Consider the following 18,782-nt stretch of genomic DNA (forward strand, 5'->3'; position numbering starts at 1 on the left):
TTGAGAAATTCGAATTTTCGGCGAATGTCGTCTTCACAGTATAACCAGATTGCTTGGGGTTATATGGTCAAGTGAAGAAGCGCATACGGTGGATGCCTTGGCAGTCAGAGGCGATGAAAGACGTGGTAGCCTGCGAAAAGCTTCGGGGAGTCGGCAAACAGACTTTGATCCGGAGATGTCTGAATGGGGGAACCCAGCCATCATAAGATGGTTATCTTGTACTGAATACATAGGTGCAAGAGGCGAACCAGGGGAACTGAAACATCTAAGTACCCTGAGGAAAAGAAATCAACCGAGATTCCCTTAGTAGTGGCGAGCGAACGGGGACTAGCCCTTAAGTGGCTTTGAGATTAGCGGAACGCTCTGGAAAGTGCGGCCATAGTGGGTGATAGCCCTGTACGCGAAAATCTCTTGGTCATGAAATCGAGTAGGACGGAGCACGAGAAACTTTGTCTGAATATGGGGGGACCATCCTCCAAGGCTAAATACTACTGACTGACCGATAGTGAACTAGTACCGTGAGGGAAAGGCGAAAAGAACCCCGGAGAGGGGAGTGAAATAGATCCTGAAACCGTATGCGTACAAGCAGTGGGAGCAGACTTTGTTCTGTGACTGCGTACCTTTTGTATAATGGGTCAGCGACTTATTTTCAGTGGCGAGCTTAACCGAATAGGGGAGGCGTAGCGAAAGCGAGTCTTAATAGGGCGTCTAGTCGCTGGGAATAGACCCGAAACCGGGCGATCTATCCATGGGCAGGTTGAAGGTTGGGTAACACTAACTGGAGGACCGAACCGACTACCGTTGAAAAGTTAGCGGATGACCTGTGGATCGGAGTGAAAGGCTAATCAAGCTCGGAGATAGCTGGTTCTCCTCGAAAGCTATTTAGGTAGCGCCTCATGTATCACTGTAGGGGGTAGAGCACTGTTTCGGCTAGGGGGTCATCCCGACTTACCAAACCGATGCAAACTCCGAATACCTACAAGTGCCGAGCATGGGAGACACACGGCGGGTGCTAACGTCCGTCGTGAAAAGGGAAACAACCCAGACCGTCAGCTAAGGTCCCAAAGTTATGGTTAAGTGGGAAACGATGTGGGAAGGCTTAGACAGCTAGGAGGTTGGCTTAGAAGCAGCCACCCTTTAAAGAAAGCGTAATAGCTCACTAGTCGAGTCGGCCTGCGCGGAAGATGTAACGGGGCTCAAACCATACACCGAAGCTACGGGTATCATCTTCGGATGATGCGGTAGAGGAGCGTTCTGTAAGCCTGTGAAGGTGAGTTGAGAAGCTTGCTGGAGGTATCAGAAGTGCGAATGCTGACATGAGTAACGACAATGGGTGTGAAAAACACCCACGCCGAAAGACCAAGGTTTCCTGCGCAACGTTAATCGACGCAGGGTTAGTCGGTCCCTAAGGCGAGGCTGAAAAGCGTAGTCGATGGAAAACAGGTTAATATTCCTGTACTTCTGGTTATTGCGATGGAGGGACGGAGAAGGCTAGGCCAGCTTGGCGTTGGTTGTCCAAGTTTAAGGTGGTAGGCTGAGATCTTAGGTAAATCCGGGATCTTAAGGCCGAGAGCTGATGACGAGTGTTCTTTTAGAACACGAAGTGGTTGATGCCATGCTTCCAAGAAAAGCTTCTAAGCTTCAGGTAACCAGGAACCGTACCCCAAACCGACACAGGTGGTTGGGTAGAGAATACCAAGGCGCTTGAGAGAACTCGGGTGAAGGAACTAGGCAAAATGGCACCGTAACTTCGGGAGAAGGTGCGCCGGTGAGGGTGAAGGACTTGCTCCGTAAGCTCATGCCGGTCGAAGATACCAGGCCGCTGCGACTGTTTATTAAAAACACAGCACTCTGCAAACACGAAAGTGGACGTATAGGGTGTGACGCCTGCCCGGTGCCGGAAGGTTAATTGATGGGGTTAGCTAACGCGAAGCTCTTGATCGAAGCCCCGGTAAACGGCGGCCGTAACTATAACGGTCCTAAGGTAGCGAAATTCCTTGTCGGGTAAGTTCCGACCTGCACGAATGGCGTAACGATGGCGGCGCTGTCTCCACCCGAGACTCAGTGAAATTGAAATCGCTGTGAAGATGCAGTGTATCCGCGGCTAGACGGAAAGACCCCGTGAACCTTTACTATAGCTTTGCACTGGACTTTGAATTTGCTTGTGTAGGATAGGTGGGAGGCTTTGAAGCGTGGACGCCAGTTCGCGTGGAGCCATCCTTGAAATACCACCCTGGCAACTTTGAGGTTCTAACTCAGGTCCGTTATCCGGATCGAGGACAGTGTATGGTGGGTAGTTTGACTGGGGCGGTCTCCTCCTAAAGAGTAACGGAGGAGTACGAAGGTGCGCTCAGACCGGTCGGAAATCGGTCGTAGAGTATAAAGGCAAAAGCGCGCTTGACTGCGAGACAGACACGTCGAGCAGGTACGAAAGTAGGTCTTAGTGATCCGGTGGTTCTGTATGGAAGGGCCATCGCTCAACGGATAAAAGGTACTCCGGGGATAACAGGCTGATACCGCCCAAGAGTTCATATCGACGGCGGTGTTTGGCACCTCGATGTCGGCTCATCACATCCTGGGGCTGAAGCCGGTCCCAAGGGTATGGCTGTTCGCCATTTAAAGTGGTACGCGAGCTGGGTTTAGAACGTCGTGAGACAGTTCGGTCCCTATCTGCCGTGGACGTTTGAGATTTGAGAGGGGCTGCTCCTAGTACGAGAGGACCGGAGTGGACGAACCTCTGGTGTTCCGGTTGTCACGCCAGTGGCATTGCCGGGTAGCTATGTTCGGGAAAGATAACCGCTGAAAGCATCTAAGCGGGAAACTTGCCTCAAGATGAGATCTCACTGGAACCTTGAGTTCCCTGAAGGGCCGTCGAAGACTACGACGTTGATAGGTTGGGTGTGTAAGCGCTGTGAGGCGTTGAGCTAACCAATACTAATTGCCCGTGAGGCTTGACCATATAACACCCAAGCAATTTGCGAACTGAAGAGGCACCAGATTGCGGTGTGTGAAGACGAAACGAACCGAAAGTTCGACTGCACTTAAAAAAGCAGCACAAACACCGAAAGCTGTCACATACCCAATTTGCTGAAGCGAGGCCACAAGGCCACGACTCAGTACCCGAATTTCTTGACGACCATAGAGCGTTGGAACCACCTGATCCCATCCCGAACTCAGCAGTGAAACGATGCATCGCCGATGGTAGTGTGGGGTTTCCCCATGTGAGAGTAGGTCATCGTCAAGATTAAATTCCGAAACCCCAATTGCGAAAGCAGTTGGGGTTTTGTTTTGCCCGCAGGAAAGTTTCAGGACAGGCAGTGCCAACCGTTAAGCTCCCTGACGGATCTTCCTGTCGGGGGCATATCGATGCGGGTATGTCGCAGACTAATCTGCGGCGGCGTCTTCAGTTTTGCCAATCGAAGCAGTGACCTGAGCAAAGCGGCGGCGACCATCAACCTCGTACTCGCGCTCCTGTTCGATCGCGCCCGGTTTACGCATCGTCATATGCGCGTATAAACCCGTTTTCTTGCTGTAGGCACCGAAATGGTTGTTCAATCTCGCAATAAAGCATTCGCTGCCAATGACTACCGGGAAGTCGGCGACAGATTCGATCATGTAGTTTCCCGCGCCATAACCGTAGTACTCCTCGGCGTCCACTACTGACGCAGGAATGGGGCAAATGGGTTTTCTTTCTTGTCCGGTATCCGCTGAATCCTTGCCCACAGTAGCCAGACCTTTTGCTAGCGCGCGTTGAAGTTCAGGTTTCAACGTGTAAGTGGTCTTGCTGTCATCTTTAAGCTGAGTGCGAGGAATACTCAGTCGATAACGGTAGTTGACTGTAAGCGTGGGTACCTCAACGTTGACTTGCAGCGGGCTGAGCAAATACACCGTATCCACGCCGTACGCGCTATCCCTATAGGCGGCGTAGACTTTGCCACGAATGCTGATCCAGCTCACTGACTGATTGGCACCGCGATCATTGGTGGAATACAGCGAACTGCCGACACCGGAATCCTGGCCAAGCGCAGCGGTTCTTCGAATGAAGCGTTCACCATCACGCCGATAGGTTTCGAAGAAGCTGAACAGTCCCGTGCCGCCGGAGTACGTCTGTACGATCAGATCACGCTGCCCATCTTCGTCAAGATCAAGCAGGTTGAATGTGGTTTGCCCAAGTTCGGTATCAGCGTCCAGGTTCGTGGCTTGTAAAGCTTTCCACTCACCCTGAGTAACGCCCTTGGGGACGGTCTTCGGAAAATGGTTTGTTTCGGAGTATTGATCCTCATCCGACTCTGCGTAAAACGTAGTCAGCGTACTTTTGGTTGATAGAGCGGCGAGTGTCCGCTCCAAGGCAAATTCCGGATCACTTTGACTCTCTGCCTGAATGAGTTTTTGCAGATCGTCCAGCACTTGTTTGTCGATGTCATTCGGCTTGTAGACAAGTGCGTCCTTCCACTGCGTTTGCAATACTTGCAGGCGCTCGCGATAACGTTGTTCGAGGCAAAAAACATCTTCCGCGCACTCATCGCGGATGTTCAGCCACAGACGTTGATGGGTTTTGAGTTCAGGTTTCGCTTCTGCAGAAGCCTTCATCAACCTCCGATAAACCACGCCCATCTGCGCATCCAGTTCATACAGAGACTTGTTCGCGCAAACAGTGTTTTCGACGGCATTCGCCGCTTTTGTGCAGTCCATTCCAGCCGCCATTGCCTGCTGTATAAACAGCAACGCACAGACAGACGTGATGCAGCGTCCTTTGATGTACACGATGTAAACCTTGTAGTGGAAAGTTGAACCGGCGCGCAGGTTAATCGCTAGCCGAGGAATCTTGAAGCGCCGGCTTCAGGGAACAGCACCTCTGGCCGATAACCCATTCGGTGACTTAAAAGTCGCGCGAAATCGCTTGATAGCATTTGGCCGCCAGCTATCATCTGCGCGCCTGAAATTGCCCTCACTTCAATTGCCTGGAAATCTTCGATGCTGTCGTATCACCAAAAAAGTTTTCTGATCGTCGATGATTTCTCGGATTTCCGCAGTTCCGTGCGTTCGATGCTGCGTGAGCTTGGGGTCAAGGACGTCGACACCGCCGACACCGGCGAACAGGCGCTGAAGATGTGTGCGCAGAAGTCCTACGATTTCATCCTGCAGGATTTCCATCTCGGCGATGGCAAGAAGAACGGCCAGCAGGTCCTTGAAGACCTGATGTCGGAAAAGCTCATCAGCCATGAAGCGGTGTTCGTCATGGTCACCGCCGAGACCAGCCAGGCGATGGTGCTGAGCGCCTTGGAACACGAGCCGGATGCGTACCTGACCAAACCGTTCAACCGCTCCGGCCTGGCTCAGCGGCTGGAGCGTCTGGAGCAGCGCAAGACGTTGCTCAAACCGATTCTGCAAGCCCTTGACCGTGGTAAACCGGTCGAGGTGCTCAATGCTTGCATTGCCTTGTGCAAGCAGGACATTCGCTATTCGCCGTTGTGCCTGCGTTATCGTGCCGATGCGCTGCGCGACATGAACCAGAACGAAGCGCTGGAGCGTCTTTACGACAGCATCATTGCTGATCGGCCATTGCCATGGGCATTTGCCGGACTGGGCAAGTTGTTGTTCAAGCGTGGGCAAGTTGCCCAGGCCAAAGGCGTTTATGAAAAGGCGCTGAAGGTGTTCCCGATGATGCCGGCGCTGTATGACGGCATGGCCGACGTGCTGGTTTCCGAAGGTGACACCAAAGGCGCGCAGCGGGTGCTGGAAGAGGCTATTCGCTTGTCACCGTTGGCGGTGCGCCGACAGGCGTTGCTGGGCAAACTGGCGATGACCAACGAAGATTTCGACACGGCTTCGCGCGCCTATCGTCAAGCGGTGGCGCAAGGCGCGCAGTCGCGCTTCAAGGACCCGGAAAGCAATCTGGGTCTCGCTCACGCGCTGATCAGCAAGGGCAGTGAGCGCGGTCTCGACACGCGCACACGGCTGGAGATCAACACCACACTCAGTGCGGTGGCCAAAGAGAACCCGACTGACCCCGGCCTGCAGATTCGAGCGCGTCTGATGAAGGCTACCAGCCTGCTGCTCAACGATGCGGAAACCGCCGACAAGCTCACCGAACAAGCGTTGATGCGCCTCGACGGCATGGAGCAATTCATGAGTCCGGAGGCGGCGCTGCTGGTCGCCAAGCAGTTGCAGATGCTCGGTCAGGCCGAGGCGGGCACCTCGATGCTCAAGAGCTGCGCGGAGATCTACGGCGATGATCCGGCGGTGATGAAAGACATCGCCAAGCTCACCGATGACCCGACTATTCTCAGCTCCAGCAATGCCGCTGCCGACCTCAACCGTCAGGGCGTGCGTGTGTACAAAACCGGCAACCTGGTGGAGGCCCGCGAGGTCTTCCGCAAGGCGCTGAAGATGCAACCGAAGAACATCAGTATCGCGCTGAACATGGCCCAGTCGCTGCTCCACGGCACTGACACCAGTGTGCCGTCGGCGGAGCTGGAAGAATGTCGGGCCTGCCTGAAAATGGTCGGCCTGATGCCCGACACCGACGCGCGTTTTGCGCGTTATCAGAAGCTGAAAAGCAAGGCGTTTGGCGAATGAACCACGACGAGCAAGCTCTGGATTTTTCTACGGTGATCGCCTCCACCGTCCACGATATGAAGAACTCGCTGGCCATGTTGATGCAGGCCCACAGCCAATGGCTTGCGCGTTTGCCTGAAGCGCAGCGCCAAGGCACGGAGCAGGGCGTGATCGACTTCGAGTTCGCCCACCTCAACGGCATGCTGGTGCAGTTGCTCGGGCTGTACAAGCTCGGTGTCAACCAGATGCCGCTGCAACCGGCGTATCACGAACTCGATGACTTTATCGAGGCGCAACTGGCGGCGCATCAAGAGGTGTTTGCCAGTCGCGGGATCATCGCCACGTATGAAGTCGATCCGTTGAGTCCGCTGGGGTTCTTCGACCGTGAGTTGATTGCCTCGGTGCTCGGTAACTGCATCAACAACGCCATTCGTTATGCTCGCGAGTCGCTGCTGATCACCGTCAGTGACGAGGCCGGACAACTGGTGCTGAGCATCAACGATGACGGCGACGGATACCCGGCCGAGATGCTTGAGCGTCAGGCCGATTACGTGCAAGGCATCAATCACAGCAGTGGCAGCACCGGACTCGGTTTGTATTTCGCCAACCGCATCGCAGCGCTGCATCAGCGCAACGGTGTTGTAGGTCGCACCGAAATCGGCAATGGCGGACCGCTCGGTGGCGGGGTGTTCAGCCTTTATCTGCCGTGACGCGCCTTTTTGTTTGACGCTGCTTGATATTCCGAACAGCCGAAGCCTATTTTGTACGGGTCGCCGTTCGCGGCTCGCACAATAACAAGGATTGCGTCATGACAACCGATGGCCAGCGTTCACTCGCGCAGCGATTGACGGGCATTGATGAGATTGAATGTGTCACGCCAGATTTGAACGGCGTGCCGCGAGGCAAAGTGATGACCGCCGAGGGTTTCCTCGAAGGGCGGCGTTTGCAGATGGCGCGGGGAGTGCTACTGCAATGCATCATGGGTGGTTATCCGGCGGCGCGCTTTTACGGCAGCGATGACGGCGACCTGGCGCTGGTGGCCGAACCCACGATGATTCATCCGCTGCCCTGGAGTGATGAGCCGCGCGCATTGGCCATCTGTGATGCCGATGAACTGAGCGGCGAAAGCTCGAACCTGTCGACCCGTGGCCAGCTCAAGAAGGTCATTGCCCGTTACGCCGCGCGCGGCCTGGCACCCGTGGTGGCGACCGAGCTGGAATTCTTTGTCTTCGCCCCGAACACTGATCCGACCCAAGCGTTCCGTCCGCCGGTGGGCCTTGATGGTCGTCGCGAGGATGGCCAGTCGGCGTTCAGTGTCAGTTCCAATAACGGTCTGCGGCCGTTCTTCAACGAAGTCTATAAATGCATGGCGGCTCTCGGTTTGCCGCGCGATACCTTCATGCATGAAATGGGGGTCAGCCAGTTCGAGATCAATCTGCTGCACGGTGATCCGCTGTTGCTCGCCGACCAGACGTTCCTCTTCAAGCACCTGCTCAAGGAAGTCGCGCTCAAGCATGGCCTGAGCGTGGTGTGCATGGCCAAGCCACTGGCACACACGCCGGGCAGTTCGATGCACATTCACCAGAGCATCGTCGACAGCAACAGCGGCAAGAATGTCTTCAGTGACGAGCACGGTGAGCCGACCGCGATGTTCCGTCACTTCATCGCTGGTCAGCAGGCAGGCATGGCTGATTTCACCGCACTGTTTGCACCCAATGTGAATTCCTATCAGCGCCTGTGTCATCCGTACGCATCGCCGAACAATGCTTGCTGGTCCCACGACAACCGTGCGGCCGGGCTGCGCATTCCGGCGAGTTCGCCGGTCGCGCGTCGGGTGGAAAATCGTTTGCCGGGCGCCGATGCCAATCCGTATCTGGCGATCGCCGCCAGTCTGGCCGCCGGTTTGCATGGGATCGAGCATGAGCTGGAACCAAGCGAAGCCATTCAGGGCGAGTTTGAGGTGCCGGACAATCTTTCGTTGCCATGTACTTTGCACGCCGCCCTCGAACGTCTGAAACGTAGTCAATTGGCCAGGGAACTGTTCGGACAGGAGTTCATCGAAGGCTACATCGCTTCGAAGACCATGGAGTTGACCAGCTTCTTTGATGAAATCACTCCCTGGGAACGGCGTGTTCTAGCAGCCCAGGCCTGACGAACCGTCGCCATCGGGCTATCGTTTTGGTAGCCCGGTCTTTACTGCAAGGAGCCGCTCGGAACGCCGATGCGCCAAATCTGGAAATCCTTTCGAGCGCTGTATTTCGCCTCGCTGATGATGTTGATCGGCTCGGGCCTTCTATCCACTTATCTGGCCCTGCGTCTGGCCGCTGACAACGTCGACGGATTGTGGGTCGGTGCGTTGATGGCGGCCAACTATTTCGGCCTGGTACTGGGCGGCAAGATCGGCCACCGGCTGATCGCCCGGGTCGGGCATATCCGCGCTTATTCTGCCTGTGCCGGGATCGTCGGGGCGGCGGTGCTTGGCCATGGTCTGGTCGATTGGCTGCCGGCGTGGCTGGTGCTACGGACCATTGTCGGTCTGGGCATGATGTGCCAATACATGGTGATTGAAAGCTGGCTCAACGAGCAGGCCGATGCCAATCAGCGCGGTCTGGTCTTCAGCGGCTACATGATCGCTTCGTATCTGGGCCTGGTGTTGGGTCAACTGATTCTGGTCATGCACCCGGGCCTCGGCCTGGAACTGCTGATGCTGGTCGCCCTGTGCTTTGCATTGTGTCTGGTGCCGGTGACCCTGACCCGACGTATTCACCCGGCACCCTTGCATCCGGCGCCGATGGAGCCACGGTTCTTTATCAAGCGTGTGCCGCAGTCGTTGAGTACAGTGCTCGGCGCCGGTTTGATCATCGGTTCGTTCTATGGTCTGGCGCCGCTGTATGCCTCGCAGCAGGGGCTGTCGACCGAGCAGGTCGGTCTGTTCATGGGTAGCTGCATCTTTGCCGGGCTGTTGGTGCAGTGGCCGTTGGGCTGGTTGTCCGACCGTTATGATCGGGCGCTGCTGATTCGCTGCTTCGCCGGGTTTCTCGCGCTGGCTGCGTTGCCATTGGCGATCCTGCCGCAGGTGCCGCTGGAGGTGTTGTTCGGCGTTGGCTTCTTGTGTTCGCTGGTGCAGTTCTGTCTTTATCCGCTGGCGGTGGCGTTCTCCAATGACCACGTCGAGGGTGATCGCCGGGTTTCGCTGACCGCGATGCTGTTGGTGACTTATGGGGTGGGAGCGAGCATCGGGCCGCTGCTGGCAGGTGTGCTGATGAAGCTGTTTGGCAGTCAGAGTCTGTATGCGTTCTTCAGCTTCTTCGCGCTGGTGCTGGTGTGGCGGATCCGGCCGAAAGCGGTGACCAATCTGCATCAGGTCGACGACGCGCCGCTGCATCACGTGGCCATGCCAGACAGTATGTCCAGCTCGCCACTGGTGGCAGCGCTTGACCCTCGGGTAGACGAGCAGGTGGTGCAGGAGCAGATGGTGCAGGACCCGGTGCAGCCGCCGACGAATCCCGAACCTGCGTCTGAACCCGATATACAACCAGAGCCTGCGGCAGAAACTGAAACGGATAGCGGCAACGACAAGACCGCGCCAGATCTCAGTGGCGGCAGACCTTGAACTGAACAAAAAATACCGCGCATAAAAAAGGGCAGTCCCGCCAGGGACTGCCCTTTTTATTGGCCGTTACGAATCACATGTCGTCTTTATCGAAACGGCGTGCTTCACGTTGCAGCTGATAAACGAAACGCTCAACGTTGCGTGCTGCCTGACCACTGATGTTGTGGAAGCGCAGGCCGGCGAAGGTGATGTTGAGTTTTTCTTCGAAGTGCAGATAACGCAGTTCGACGGAGGTCGGCTGGTTGCCGAACAGCGGCGGGGCGATCAGGCGGTCATAGACCTGGCCCAGTTGCAGACGATCAGTGATATCGCCTTCGAAGCGCAGCTTGCAGCCGGTCGCGGAAATATCCAGCAGTTTGCCGTTGATTGGCGCCTTGAGCTTTTCCCCGCCCAGTTCAACGCTGACCAGATCAGTCAGTTTCAGCGCGGCGCGGAAAGCATTGCGGCGCTGGTGGTAAACCACTTCGGTGGGTAGCTCGCCGGTGTAGAAGCGATCGCCTTCGGATTCCTCGATATTCAGCGTGCCGGTACATTCCCAGGCAATGCGCACACCGTCATGAAAACCTTCGACCTTGAACGGCTCACCGGCCAGCAGAAAGCGTTCGCCATCGCGCGGGATCATTTCGTCCAGAGCGATCGAAGCACTGTCGCGGTCGACCTTGATCAGGTAGCTCTGAAAGCGCTGGCTGCGCTCATGGAAGGTGATGATCAGCGGATCGTGGCTTTCTTGCAGCTGGCGCAGGTTGCTGGAGATTTCCAGTGGCGTGGTAAGCACCTTAGGGGGCTGCGGAGCATCATCCGCGCTGAGGGCGTTGGACACGGTTTATCAATCTCCAGACAAAATATGACGACTAGCCAGCATTTTGCCAGCATGTTCCGCGGGTTGATAGAGCTGGCGCATCAACGGCTCATGCCTGGCTGAGCGGACGCGGTACGGCGGGTTTGGCAAATGTACCGCTGGCGTTATAAAGCGCTGGCGCTTCACCACCGGTGAGGATCTTCAGCTGATTGGCCGTGGCGGCCTGCTGGATCTGGATCGACTGGCCATTCTTGACGTTGGCGGCCTGGCATTGAGCGATCAGATCGGTCAATGCGTCACCTTGCGTCAACAACTGCTCGCCAATGCTCGACTGGCCAGCCAGTTGCGCAAGGCCGCTGCGGTCGGTCGGCAAGTTGAGGCTGGCGAGGATTTCGCTGCGTTTGCGGCCATGCTGTTCAAGCAGAATGATCAATGCCTGTTTGTGCGCCAGAATTTCTTCCAGCAGGGGCATGTCGCGACCGTGCAAAGCGAGAGATTCGGTTTGCAGCAACTCCAGCAATTGTTGAGCTGGAGCAAAGTCGTCGTTGATCAGTTGCAATAAATTAGTGTCGTGCATGGCTGGCCTTGGGTGTTAAGCGTCCAAAAGCCTCGCGCCGGCAAAGGCCTAGCGCTGGGCTTCGAAGTTGAGCAGTTTGCTGGCTACACGGTTGCTGTCGACTTTATAGCTGCCATCGGCAATCGCGGCTTTCAACTCGGCCACACGGGCTTTGTCGACAGCAGGTTGATCGCGCAGCTTGTCAGTGACCTTCTGCAACTGTTGAGCCTCATTGCTGAGGTGTACCGATTCCCCGCTTTTTGCGGTACCGGCCGTTTCGGCCTGGGTATTCAGCGGCGCAGAGGTACCGGTTTCGGCGGTTTCCTTGGCGTTGCTGGTACGTGTACTGCCCGTAAGTGACGAGGAGCTGTTCAAACGGCTGAAATCGATGACCATGATAAAAACCTCTGGGAATTTGGACGCTTGCCATGTTTTCGGCCATCCCCTGGAAAACTTTAGGCACATTTACAATGAGCCTTGCATGCGCCGGCGCGTGTCCTGCTGCGGCACAGTTTAGGGAACAGCCGGGGTCAGCGCCAGTTTTCTACATCGCCACTTCCACTTGGCCCGGCGCGGTGACTTGCGCCTTGATGACCCGTTGCGAATTGAGGTTTTTCACGCGGATCTGCTCTTTCAAACCGCCATTGGCCAGTGCTTCACCGGGCATGCGCACGGCCAGCGTACCGCTGCGTGCGGTGATGACCACTTGATCGCCCTTGCGAACCACTTCGGCCTGTTCCAGATGGACCAGGGTAATGACCTGATCGGCTACCGTTGGTCGGGTTAATTTCTGCCCGATCGCTTCGTCTACCGAGGTCAGAAAGCCTTGGTTGATCGTGCTCACGTCGCGCTCTCGCAGAGTGACGTCCTGTGGCTCGATAATCCCTGCGCGTTTCAGTGGCCGTGTGGTCGTCACAATCTCGCGAAACAGGCGGACTTGAGCGGGCACGAACACGGTCCAGGGCGAGGCGCCTTCACAGCGGACCTTCACCGTGACCCGGCCCAATGGACGTGCCGGGCTCTCCAAAGTCGCTGTCAATTCCTTGTCGCACATAGGCATGCGCATACGCGGGTCGAGCTGGTTGACTTCGATTTCGTAGCGACCTTCCGTTTGACTGGTGGCCAGATAGTCTTCTACGGTGAACTCAAGAAAGCCCTGAGTGACGCCGATAAGCATGTCAGGCAAGGTAACCGCATCAGCAATGGCAGGGCTGCCAGCAAAAAAGCAGCAGACGGCTGACATCGCGCAAAGGCTTTTGCGAGCGCGGGAGGTCAGGTGTCGGAAAAATGTCGTTTGAGCGTTCATACGAGTTAAAAAGCAAGCGCCGTGCCGTTTAGCAATGAATGTGCGTCGCAACAACACTTGGCGTTGGTGTAGGAGTCTGGGCATGGCTGGTGTAATGGATTCGGTGAACCAGCGCACGCAACTGGTAGGGCAGAATCGCCTGGAGCTGTTGTTGTTCCGTCTTGACGGTCAGCAGCTCTACGGAATCAACGTGTTCAAGGTACGGGAAGTGTTGCAGTGCCCGTCGCTGACGTTGATGCCCAAGTCCAGTCCTGTCGTGTGCGGGGTGGCAAATATCCGGGGGGCGACCATTCCGATCCTGGATCTGGCAATGGCCACCGGTTCCGGAGCGTTGAAGGACAAGAACAATCCGTTCGTGATCATCACGGAGTACAACACCAAGACCCAGGGTTTCCTGGTCCGCTCGGTGGAGCGCATCGTCAACATGAACTGGGAAGAGATTCATCCACCGCCCAAGGGCACGGGTCGCGATCATTACCTGACCGCTGTGACTCGGGTGGACAATCAGTTAGTCGAAATCATCGACGTCGAGAAGGTGCTGGCGGAAGTTGCGCCGACACCGGAAGCGATTTCGGTGGGCGTGGTCGATGTCGAGACCCAGACCAAGGCACTGTCGTTGCGTGTCTTGACGGTCGATGACTCGTCGGTAGCGCGCAAGCAGGTCACGCGTTGCCTGCAGACGATCGGTGTCGAAGTGGTCGCGCTGAACGATGGCAAACAGGCGCTGGATTACCTGCGCAAGCTGGTCGATGAGGGCAAGAAGCCGGAAGAAGAGTTCCTGATGATGATTTCCGACATCGAGATGCCGGAGATGGACGGGTACACCCTGACGGCGGAAATCCGCGGCGACGCACGCATGCAAAAGCTTCATATCATCCTGCATACTTCGTTGTCCGGGGTATTCAATCAGGCGATGGTCAAGAAAGTCGGTGCTGATGACTTCCTGGCCAAGTTCCGCCCTGATGACCTGGCATCCCGGGTAGTCGACCGGATCAAAGCAGCAGATATCAGCTAAGGGCGCTTTGCCCTTGGCGGTCAACACGATTTAAGAGGCGGCATCATTGTCTACGGGTAATTTGGATTTCGAACAGTTCCGGGTCTTCCTGGAAAAAGCCTGTGGCATTTTGCTCGGTGAAAACAAGCAGTACCTGGTCTCGAGCCGTCTCAACAAACTGATGGAGCAGCAAGGCATCAAGTCCCTGGGTGAGCTGGTTCAGCGCATCCAGACCCAGCCACGCAGCGGTTTGCGCGAGCAGGTGGTCGATGCCATGACGACTAACGAAACCCTGTGGTTTCGTGACACCTATCCGTTTGAAGTCTTGAAGAACAAGGTGCTGCCTGAAGCGATCAAGGCCAGCCCCAACCAGCGTCTGCGGATCTGGTCGGCCGCCTGCTCGTCGGGCCAGGAACCTTACTCGCTGTCGATGTCGATCGACGAGTTCGAGCGCACGAATCTTGGCCAGTTGAAGATGGGCGTGCAGATTGTCGCCACTGACCTGTCCGGTCTTATGCTGACTAACTGCAAGACCGGCGAGTACGACAGTCTGGCGATCGGTCGCGGTTTGTCGCCTGAACGTCTGCAGCGCTACTTCGACCCGAAAGGGCCGGGGCGCTGGGTGATCAAGGCGCCGATCAAGAACCGCGTGGAGTTCCGCTCGTTCAACCTGCTCGACAGCTATGCCGCGCTAGGCAAGTTCGACATCGTGTTCTGCCGCAACGTGTTGATCTACTTCTCTGCCGAAGTGAAGAAAGACATCCTGTTGCGTATACACAGCACGTTGAAGCCGGGCGGTTATCTGTTCCTTGGCGCTTCCGAAGCGCTGAACGGTTTGCCGGACCATTACCAGATGGTTCAGTGCAGCCCGGGGATTATTTACCAGGCGAAATAACCGCATCTGCAACACGAAAAAAACGGGAGGCCTCAAAGGCCTCCCGTTTTTTTATGCCCCAATTATTTCCCACGAACACCACAACCCCCCTGTGGGAGCGAGCCTGCTCGCGAAAGCGGTCTGTCAGTAAAACAGTTGGCGACTGACACGCCGCCTTCGCGAGCAGGCTCGCTCCCACAGGGGATCTGCGTTGACCTGGCAAGGACGGCAAGCGGCAGAAAAGCGGCATCCGGCGGAAACCGGTTGCCGCTTTTCTGGCATTGCCGCTTTGCCGGCGTCGCGCAAAGCCCCGGTTTACGGGCGTTTTATGGTTTGGCACGGCGCTTGCTAAAGCTCAGTTACGAAAAACCGGTCACCTGAAGGTTCCCGACATGAGCATCAGCTTCGATAAAGCGCTCGGCATTCACGAAAAGGCATTGGGTTTCCGCGCCCAGCGTGCAGAAGTGCTGGCCAACAACATCGCCAACGCCGATACCCCGAACTACAAGGCGCGGGATCTGGAGTTCTCCAAAGTGCTTGAAGCACAGACCCAGAAAAACGCTAACGGCACTATCGCCCTGAACATGACCAACAGCCGTCACATCGAAGCTGAAGGCCTGGGCAACGGCGACGAATCGCTGATGTATCGCACGCCGATGCAACCTTCGATCGACCAGAACACCGTGGACGCCCAACTGGAACAGTCGAACTACGCGGAAAACGCCGTCGGCTTCCAGGCCAGCTTCACCCTGCTCAACAGCAAATTCAAAGGGCTGGTGTCAGCCCTGCGCGGAGAGTAAGCCATGTCCCTGTCCAGCGTTTTCAACATTGCCGGCAGCGGCATGAGCGCACAGACCACGCGTTTGAACACCGTGGCTTCGAACATCGCCAACGCCGAAACCGTCTCGTCGAGCATCGATCAGACCTATCGCGCCCGTCACCCGGTATTCGCCACCATGTTCCAGGGTGGCCAGAACAGCGGCAGCAACTCGCTGTTCCAGAGCCAGGATGCGGCCGGTCAAGGCGTACAGGTGCTCGGTGTGGTCGAAGACCAGAGCAACCTCGAAGCGCGCTACGAGCCGAACCATCCGGCGGCTGACGCCAAAGGCTACGTCTACTACCCGAACGTCAACGTGGTGGAAGAAATGGCTGACATGATTTCCGCGAGCCGGTCCTTCCAGACCAACGCCGAAATGATGAACACCGCCAAAACCATGATGCAGAAGGTACTGACCCTCGGTCAGTAATAAGGGGGCGACGGCCATGAGTGTTTCCGATACCACCAGCAGCTTGAGCATGAATGACATCCTGGCGAACTCGTCGAAAAAGACCGGTTCGACCACAGGTGGCATTGCTTCGGCGACCAACAGCGCCACCGGCGGCCAGGCACTGGGCAAGGACGCGTTCCTGCAATTGCTGGTCACCCAGCTGAAAAACCAGAACCCGCTCGATCCGCAGGACAACAGCGCATTCGTTGCCCAGTTGGCCCAGTTCAGTAGCCTGGAAGGCATCACCACGCTGAACAGCACGGTCAGTTCGCTGGCCGGCAACTACAACTCCTCGCAAGCGTTGCAGGCTTCGTCGCTGGTGGGTCGCAATGTGATCGTGCAGACCAACTCGGTTCAGCTCGACGATCCGAGCAAAGGCATGACCGGTTCGGTCACCGTTCCGTCGTCGATCGCCGGCGGCACCGTGAGCATTACCGACAGCAGCGGCGCGGTGGTTCGCACCATCGATCTGGGCAGTCGCGCGGCAGGCGCCGCGAGCTTCACTTGGGACGGCAAGGACAAGGACGGCAATGTGGTCAAGACCGGTACTTATACCGTCAAGGCCAACGCATCGATCAATGGCACCTCGACCGACATGGCGACGTACCTGCCGGCCACCGTCACCAGCGTGACGATCAGCCAGACCGGCGGCGAACTGATGCTCAACCTGTCCGGCAAGGGCACCGTTGCCCTGTCCAAAGTACAAACCATTGGTATATAGAGCCGACTAACCGGCACAAAGGAGTGGAATATGTCTTTCAATATCGGCCTTAGCGGTCTCTATGCAGCCAACAAACAACTGGACGTGACCGGCAACAACATCGCCAACGTCGCGACCGCCGGTTTCAAATCGTCCCGTGCAGAATTCGAAGATGTCTACTCGGCCACTCGCCTGGGTAGCGGCAGCAAAGTGATCGGCAACGGCGTGCGCCTGGCCAACGTTTCCCAGCAGTTCACCCAAGGTGACATCAACAACACCGGTAACGTGCTGGACATGGGCATCAACGGTTCGGGCTTCTTCACCATGAGCAACAACGGCTCGGTGTCCTACACCCGTGCCGGTACGTTCAAGGTCGACAACGCCGGTTACATCACCAACACCGATTACACCTCGCGCCTGCAGGGTTACGGTGTGGACGCCAACGGCAAGATCATCAACGGCGTGTTGACTGACCTGAAGATCGATACCTCGAACCTGGCGCCGAAATCGACTTCCCTGGTGACGTCGAGCATCAACTTGAACTCGACTGCGCCGGTGATCAACGACGCAGTGGCGGCCGGCAAGTTCGATCCGAGCAAGCTTGAGACGTACACGAAGAGCTTCAGCACTCCGATCTACGACTCGCAGGGCAACTCGCACGTCATGGATCAGTACATGGTGAAAACCGGCCAGAACACTTGGAAGGTTTACACCCTGGTGGACGGGCGTAATCCGGATGCAACCGGTAGCAATCCACTCACGACGCCTCCAACTGCTTCGACACTGACGTTTGACAGTTCGGGCAATCTGACTCAGGTCAGCACACCTAACCCGGCGGATCCGGCCAATCCGATCATCAGCAGCGACTTGAAGCTGGCCAATTGGAAGCCGGGCAACGTGGTCAACGGTAACTTTGTACCTAACGGCGCAGCCGCCAACCCGGCTGGCGTGACCATCTCCATGGCCAAGACCACTCAGTTCAACGCTGACACCGCGCGTTCGATCCCGACTCAGGACGGTTACGCCACTGGCCAGATCACCAACCTGACCATCGACGGCACCGGTACGCTGTTCGCCAACTTCAGCAACAACCAGAGCAAGGCCATCGGCCAGGTTGCGCTGGCCAGCTTCACCAACGAACAAGGCCTGCAGGCTATCGGTGGCACTAGCTGGAAAGAGACGTTCGCTTCGGGTATCCCGGGCTACGACGCACCGGAAACCGGTACCTTGGGTTCGGTTGTTTCCAACTCGCTGGAAGAGTCGAACGTTAACCTGACCAACGAGCTGGTAGACCTGATCAAGGGCCAGAGCAACTATCAGGCGAACGCCAAGACCATCTCCACTCAGAGCACGATTATGCAGACCATTATTCAGATGACTTGATTCTGGGTTTGGCTGTGCAAAGGGGCCCCTCGTTTTGAGGGGCTTTTTTGTGGGTGGGTTTTGGGTTTTGGCGGCATATCCGTTGCTGCGGGTGTTGCTGATTAGGGTTCCGCCCTTACAAACGCCGAAAAGGTAACCCAAAAGGCTTTACCCTGACGTTCGGCCCTCGCTTAGGCTCGGGTTTCTTCGCTGCGGGATTGATCCGGGCGCATCGCCTCCGGTTTGCTTCGCTGCACCTCCTCTCGATCATTTGGCTGCGCCAAACGATCGCTGCGCTCCCACCCCCGGATCAATCCCCCCACTCAGCCTGCCGACGGGCCCTCTAGATCAAGAACGGTACTCGAGCTAACGCTCATTGTATTGAGTGGTAAGAAGCGTGCGGTCGGCTTTGGTTTTGTGTTGGGTTTGCCCCTCACCCCAGCCCTCTCCCCGTGGAGAGGGAACCGATTTGTGAGCTTTTCAGAATTTGAGTTCGACTCGGTATTTCATGTCGGCGTAGCTCTCTCAGACACCTCGGTCAGTCCCCTCTCCCTCGGGGAGAGGGCTAGGGTGAGGGGCTCTTGATTTGGCTTTTGATCTTCAGCCCCACCGTAGCGAGGGAGCACTGAGCCTCTGCGAAGTGCCGTACGCCGGGGCCAAGCCTTATGGGTTACCTTTTCGGCGTTTGGAAAAGGTGACTCGCTGTAAAAGCGAAACTGCCAGAAATGTCACCCGCAGCAACGGATATGCCA

At 56.6% G+C, this 18,782-nt stretch carries 15 protein-coding genes and 2 rRNA genes; 12 read left to right on the top strand and 5 right to left on the bottom strand.

What is annotated here, in order from left to right; all coding sequences use genetic code 11:
* The first annotated feature begins 65 nt into the window (after positions 1 to 65).
* Together F8N44_RS16575 and rrf are read left to right on the top strand one after the other, a co-directional pair.
* Positions 66 to 2,959: ribosomal RNA gene (locus F8N44_RS16575) — 23S ribosomal RNA — on the top strand.
* A gap of 169 nt (positions 2,960 to 3,128) precedes the next feature.
* Positions 3,129 to 3,244: ribosomal RNA gene (gene rrf, locus F8N44_RS16580) — 5S ribosomal RNA — on the top strand.
* A 140-nt stretch (positions 3,245 to 3,384) separates the two neighbouring features.
* Here rrf and F8N44_RS16585 read toward each other — a convergent pair.
* Positions 3,385 to 4,764 (bottom strand): lysozyme inhibitor LprI family protein, encoded by a 1,380-nt coding sequence (locus tag F8N44_RS16585; protein WP_150651054.1) that lies wholly within the window; start codon positions 4,762 to 4,764, stop codon positions 3,385 to 3,387.
* 210 nt (positions 4,765 to 4,974) lie between these two features.
* Here F8N44_RS16585 and F8N44_RS16590 point away from each other — a divergent pair, with 210 nt between their 5' ends.
* From F8N44_RS16590 to F8N44_RS16605, 4 genes are all read left to right on the top strand, one after another.
* Entirely contained in the window at positions 4,975 to 6,579 is a 1,605-nt protein-coding gene (locus F8N44_RS16590; RefSeq protein WP_038369521.1) for a tetratricopeptide repeat-containing response regulator, read from the top strand.
* Positions 6,576 to 7,268, top strand: coding sequence for a sensor histidine kinase (locus F8N44_RS16595; protein WP_150651055.1), 693 nt, complete (start codon positions 6,576 to 6,578; stop codon positions 7,266 to 7,268). Before F8N44_RS16590 ends, F8N44_RS16595 begins: the two co-directional genes overlap by 4 nt.
* A 200-nt stretch (positions 7,269 to 7,468) precedes the next feature.
* Positions 7,469 to 8,710: a glutamine synthetase family protein gene (locus F8N44_RS16600; protein ID WP_191630910.1), complete on the top strand. Its 1,242-nt coding sequence runs from the start codon at positions 7,469 to 7,471 to the stop codon at positions 8,708 to 8,710.
* 69 nt (positions 8,711 to 8,779) lie between these two features.
* Positions 8,780 to 10,171 (top strand): MFS transporter, encoded by a 1,392-nt coding sequence (locus F8N44_RS16605; RefSeq protein WP_150651057.1) that lies wholly within the window; start codon positions 8,780 to 8,782, stop codon positions 10,169 to 10,171.
* 73 nt (positions 10,172 to 10,244) lie between these two features.
* On the opposite strand, the gene F8N44_RS16610 is transcribed toward F8N44_RS16605, so the two are convergent.
* The 4 genes from F8N44_RS16610 to flgA all read right to left on the bottom strand — a co-directional run bounded on the left by F8N44_RS16610 (position 10,245) and on the right by flgA (position 12,832).
* Positions 10,245 to 10,991, bottom strand: a complete 747-nt coding sequence (locus tag F8N44_RS16610; protein WP_095123064.1) for a flagellar brake protein — start codon at positions 10,989 to 10,991, stop codon at positions 10,245 to 10,247.
* An 88-nt stretch (positions 10,992 to 11,079) separates the two neighbouring features.
* The gene (locus tag F8N44_RS16615; protein ID WP_141129898.1) at positions 11,080 to 11,547 is read right to left on the bottom strand and encodes a flagella synthesis protein FlgN; all 468 of its coding nucleotides are present in this window, start codon (positions 11,545 to 11,547) and stop codon (positions 11,080 to 11,082) included.
* 48 nt (positions 11,548 to 11,595) lie between these two features.
* Complete coding sequence (gene flgM / locus F8N44_RS16620; RefSeq protein WP_041074296.1) at positions 11,596 to 11,922, bottom strand: flagellar biosynthesis anti-sigma factor FlgM; 327 nt, start codon at positions 11,920 to 11,922, stop codon at positions 11,596 to 11,598.
* A gap of 148 nt (positions 11,923 to 12,070) precedes the next feature.
* Complete coding sequence (flgA, locus tag F8N44_RS16625; protein WP_081265242.1) at positions 12,071 to 12,832, bottom strand: flagellar basal body P-ring formation chaperone FlgA; 762 nt, start codon at positions 12,830 to 12,832, stop codon at positions 12,071 to 12,073.
* A gap of 82 nt (positions 12,833 to 12,914) precedes the next feature.
* Between flgA and F8N44_RS16630 the strand changes: the two genes are divergently transcribed.
* From F8N44_RS16630 to flgE, 6 genes are all read left to right on the top strand, one after another.
* Positions 12,915 to 13,847 (top strand): chemotaxis protein CheV, encoded by a 933-nt coding sequence (locus tag F8N44_RS16630; RefSeq protein ID WP_007917585.1) that lies wholly within the window; start codon positions 12,915 to 12,917, stop codon positions 13,845 to 13,847.
* A 46-nt stretch (positions 13,848 to 13,893) separates the two neighbouring features.
* Complete coding sequence (gene cheR, locus F8N44_RS16635; RefSeq protein ID WP_016983976.1) at positions 13,894 to 14,721, top strand: protein-glutamate O-methyltransferase CheR; 828 nt, start codon at positions 13,894 to 13,896, stop codon at positions 14,719 to 14,721.
* A 371-nt stretch (positions 14,722 to 15,092) separates the two neighbouring features.
* Positions 15,093 to 15,500, top strand: a complete 408-nt coding sequence (gene flgB, locus F8N44_RS16640) for a flagellar basal body rod protein FlgB (protein ID WP_150651058.1) — start codon at positions 15,093 to 15,095, stop codon at positions 15,498 to 15,500.
* Between the two features lie 3 nt (positions 15,501 to 15,503).
* Positions 15,504 to 15,947, top strand: a complete 444-nt coding sequence (flgC, locus tag F8N44_RS16645) for a flagellar basal body rod protein FlgC (protein ID WP_003227217.1) — start codon at positions 15,504 to 15,506, stop codon at positions 15,945 to 15,947.
* Between the two features lie 16 nt (positions 15,948 to 15,963).
* Positions 15,964 to 16,689, top strand: coding sequence for a flagellar hook assembly protein FlgD (gene flgD, locus F8N44_RS16650; protein WP_150651059.1), 726 nt, complete (start codon positions 15,964 to 15,966; stop codon positions 16,687 to 16,689).
* Between the two features lie 30 nt (positions 16,690 to 16,719).
* Positions 16,720 to 18,051: a flagellar hook protein FlgE gene (gene flgE, locus F8N44_RS16655; RefSeq protein WP_150651060.1), complete on the top strand. Its 1,332-nt coding sequence runs from the start codon at positions 16,720 to 16,722 to the stop codon at positions 18,049 to 18,051.
* Positions 18,052 to 18,782: the final 731 nt, after the last annotated feature.

Source organism: Pseudomonas fluorescens, assembly GCF_902497745.1.
GTDB lineage: Bacteria > Pseudomonadota > Gammaproteobacteria > Pseudomonadales > Pseudomonadaceae > Aquipseudomonas > Aquipseudomonas fluorescens_BM.

What these genes read in the sequence shown, in the direction of transcription:
- F8N44_RS16605 (WP_150651057.1), top strand. Translation starts at nt 8,780, where the DNA reads ATGCGCCAAATCTGGAAATCCTTTCGAGCGCTGTATTTCGCCTCGCTG.
- F8N44_RS16615 (WP_141129898.1), bottom strand. Translation starts at nt 11,547, where the DNA reads ATGCACGACACTAATTTATTGCAACTGATCAACGACGACTTTGCTCCA.
- F8N44_RS16595 (WP_150651055.1), top strand. Translation starts at nt 6,576, where the DNA reads ATGAACCACGACGAGCAAGCTCTGGATTTTTCTACGGTGATCGCCTCC.
- flgD (WP_150651059.1), top strand. Translation starts at nt 15,964, where the DNA reads ATGAGTGTTTCCGATACCACCAGCAGCTTGAGCATGAATGACATCCTG.
- flgM (WP_041074296.1), bottom strand. Translation starts at nt 11,922, where the DNA reads ATGGTCATCGATTTCAGCCGTTTGAACAGCTCCTCGTCACTTACGGGC.
- flgB (WP_150651058.1), top strand. Translation starts at nt 15,093, where the DNA reads ATGAGCATCAGCTTCGATAAAGCGCTCGGCATTCACGAAAAGGCATTG.
- flgC (WP_003227217.1), top strand. Translation starts at nt 15,504, where the DNA reads ATGTCCCTGTCCAGCGTTTTCAACATTGCCGGCAGCGGCATGAGCGCA.
- F8N44_RS16600 (WP_191630910.1), top strand. Translation starts at nt 7,469, where the DNA reads ATGACCGCCGAGGGTTTCCTCGAAGGGCGGCGTTTGCAGATGGCGCGG.
- F8N44_RS16630 (WP_007917585.1), top strand. Translation starts at nt 12,915, where the DNA reads ATGGCTGGTGTAATGGATTCGGTGAACCAGCGCACGCAACTGGTAGGG.
- F8N44_RS16590 (WP_038369521.1), top strand. Translation starts at nt 4,975, where the DNA reads ATGCTGTCGTATCACCAAAAAAGTTTTCTGATCGTCGATGATTTCTCG.
- flgE (WP_150651060.1), top strand. Translation starts at nt 16,720, where the DNA reads ATGTCTTTCAATATCGGCCTTAGCGGTCTCTATGCAGCCAACAAACAA.
- flgA (WP_081265242.1), bottom strand. Translation starts at nt 12,832, where the DNA reads ATGAACGCTCAAACGACATTTTTCCGACACCTGACCTCCCGCGCTCGC.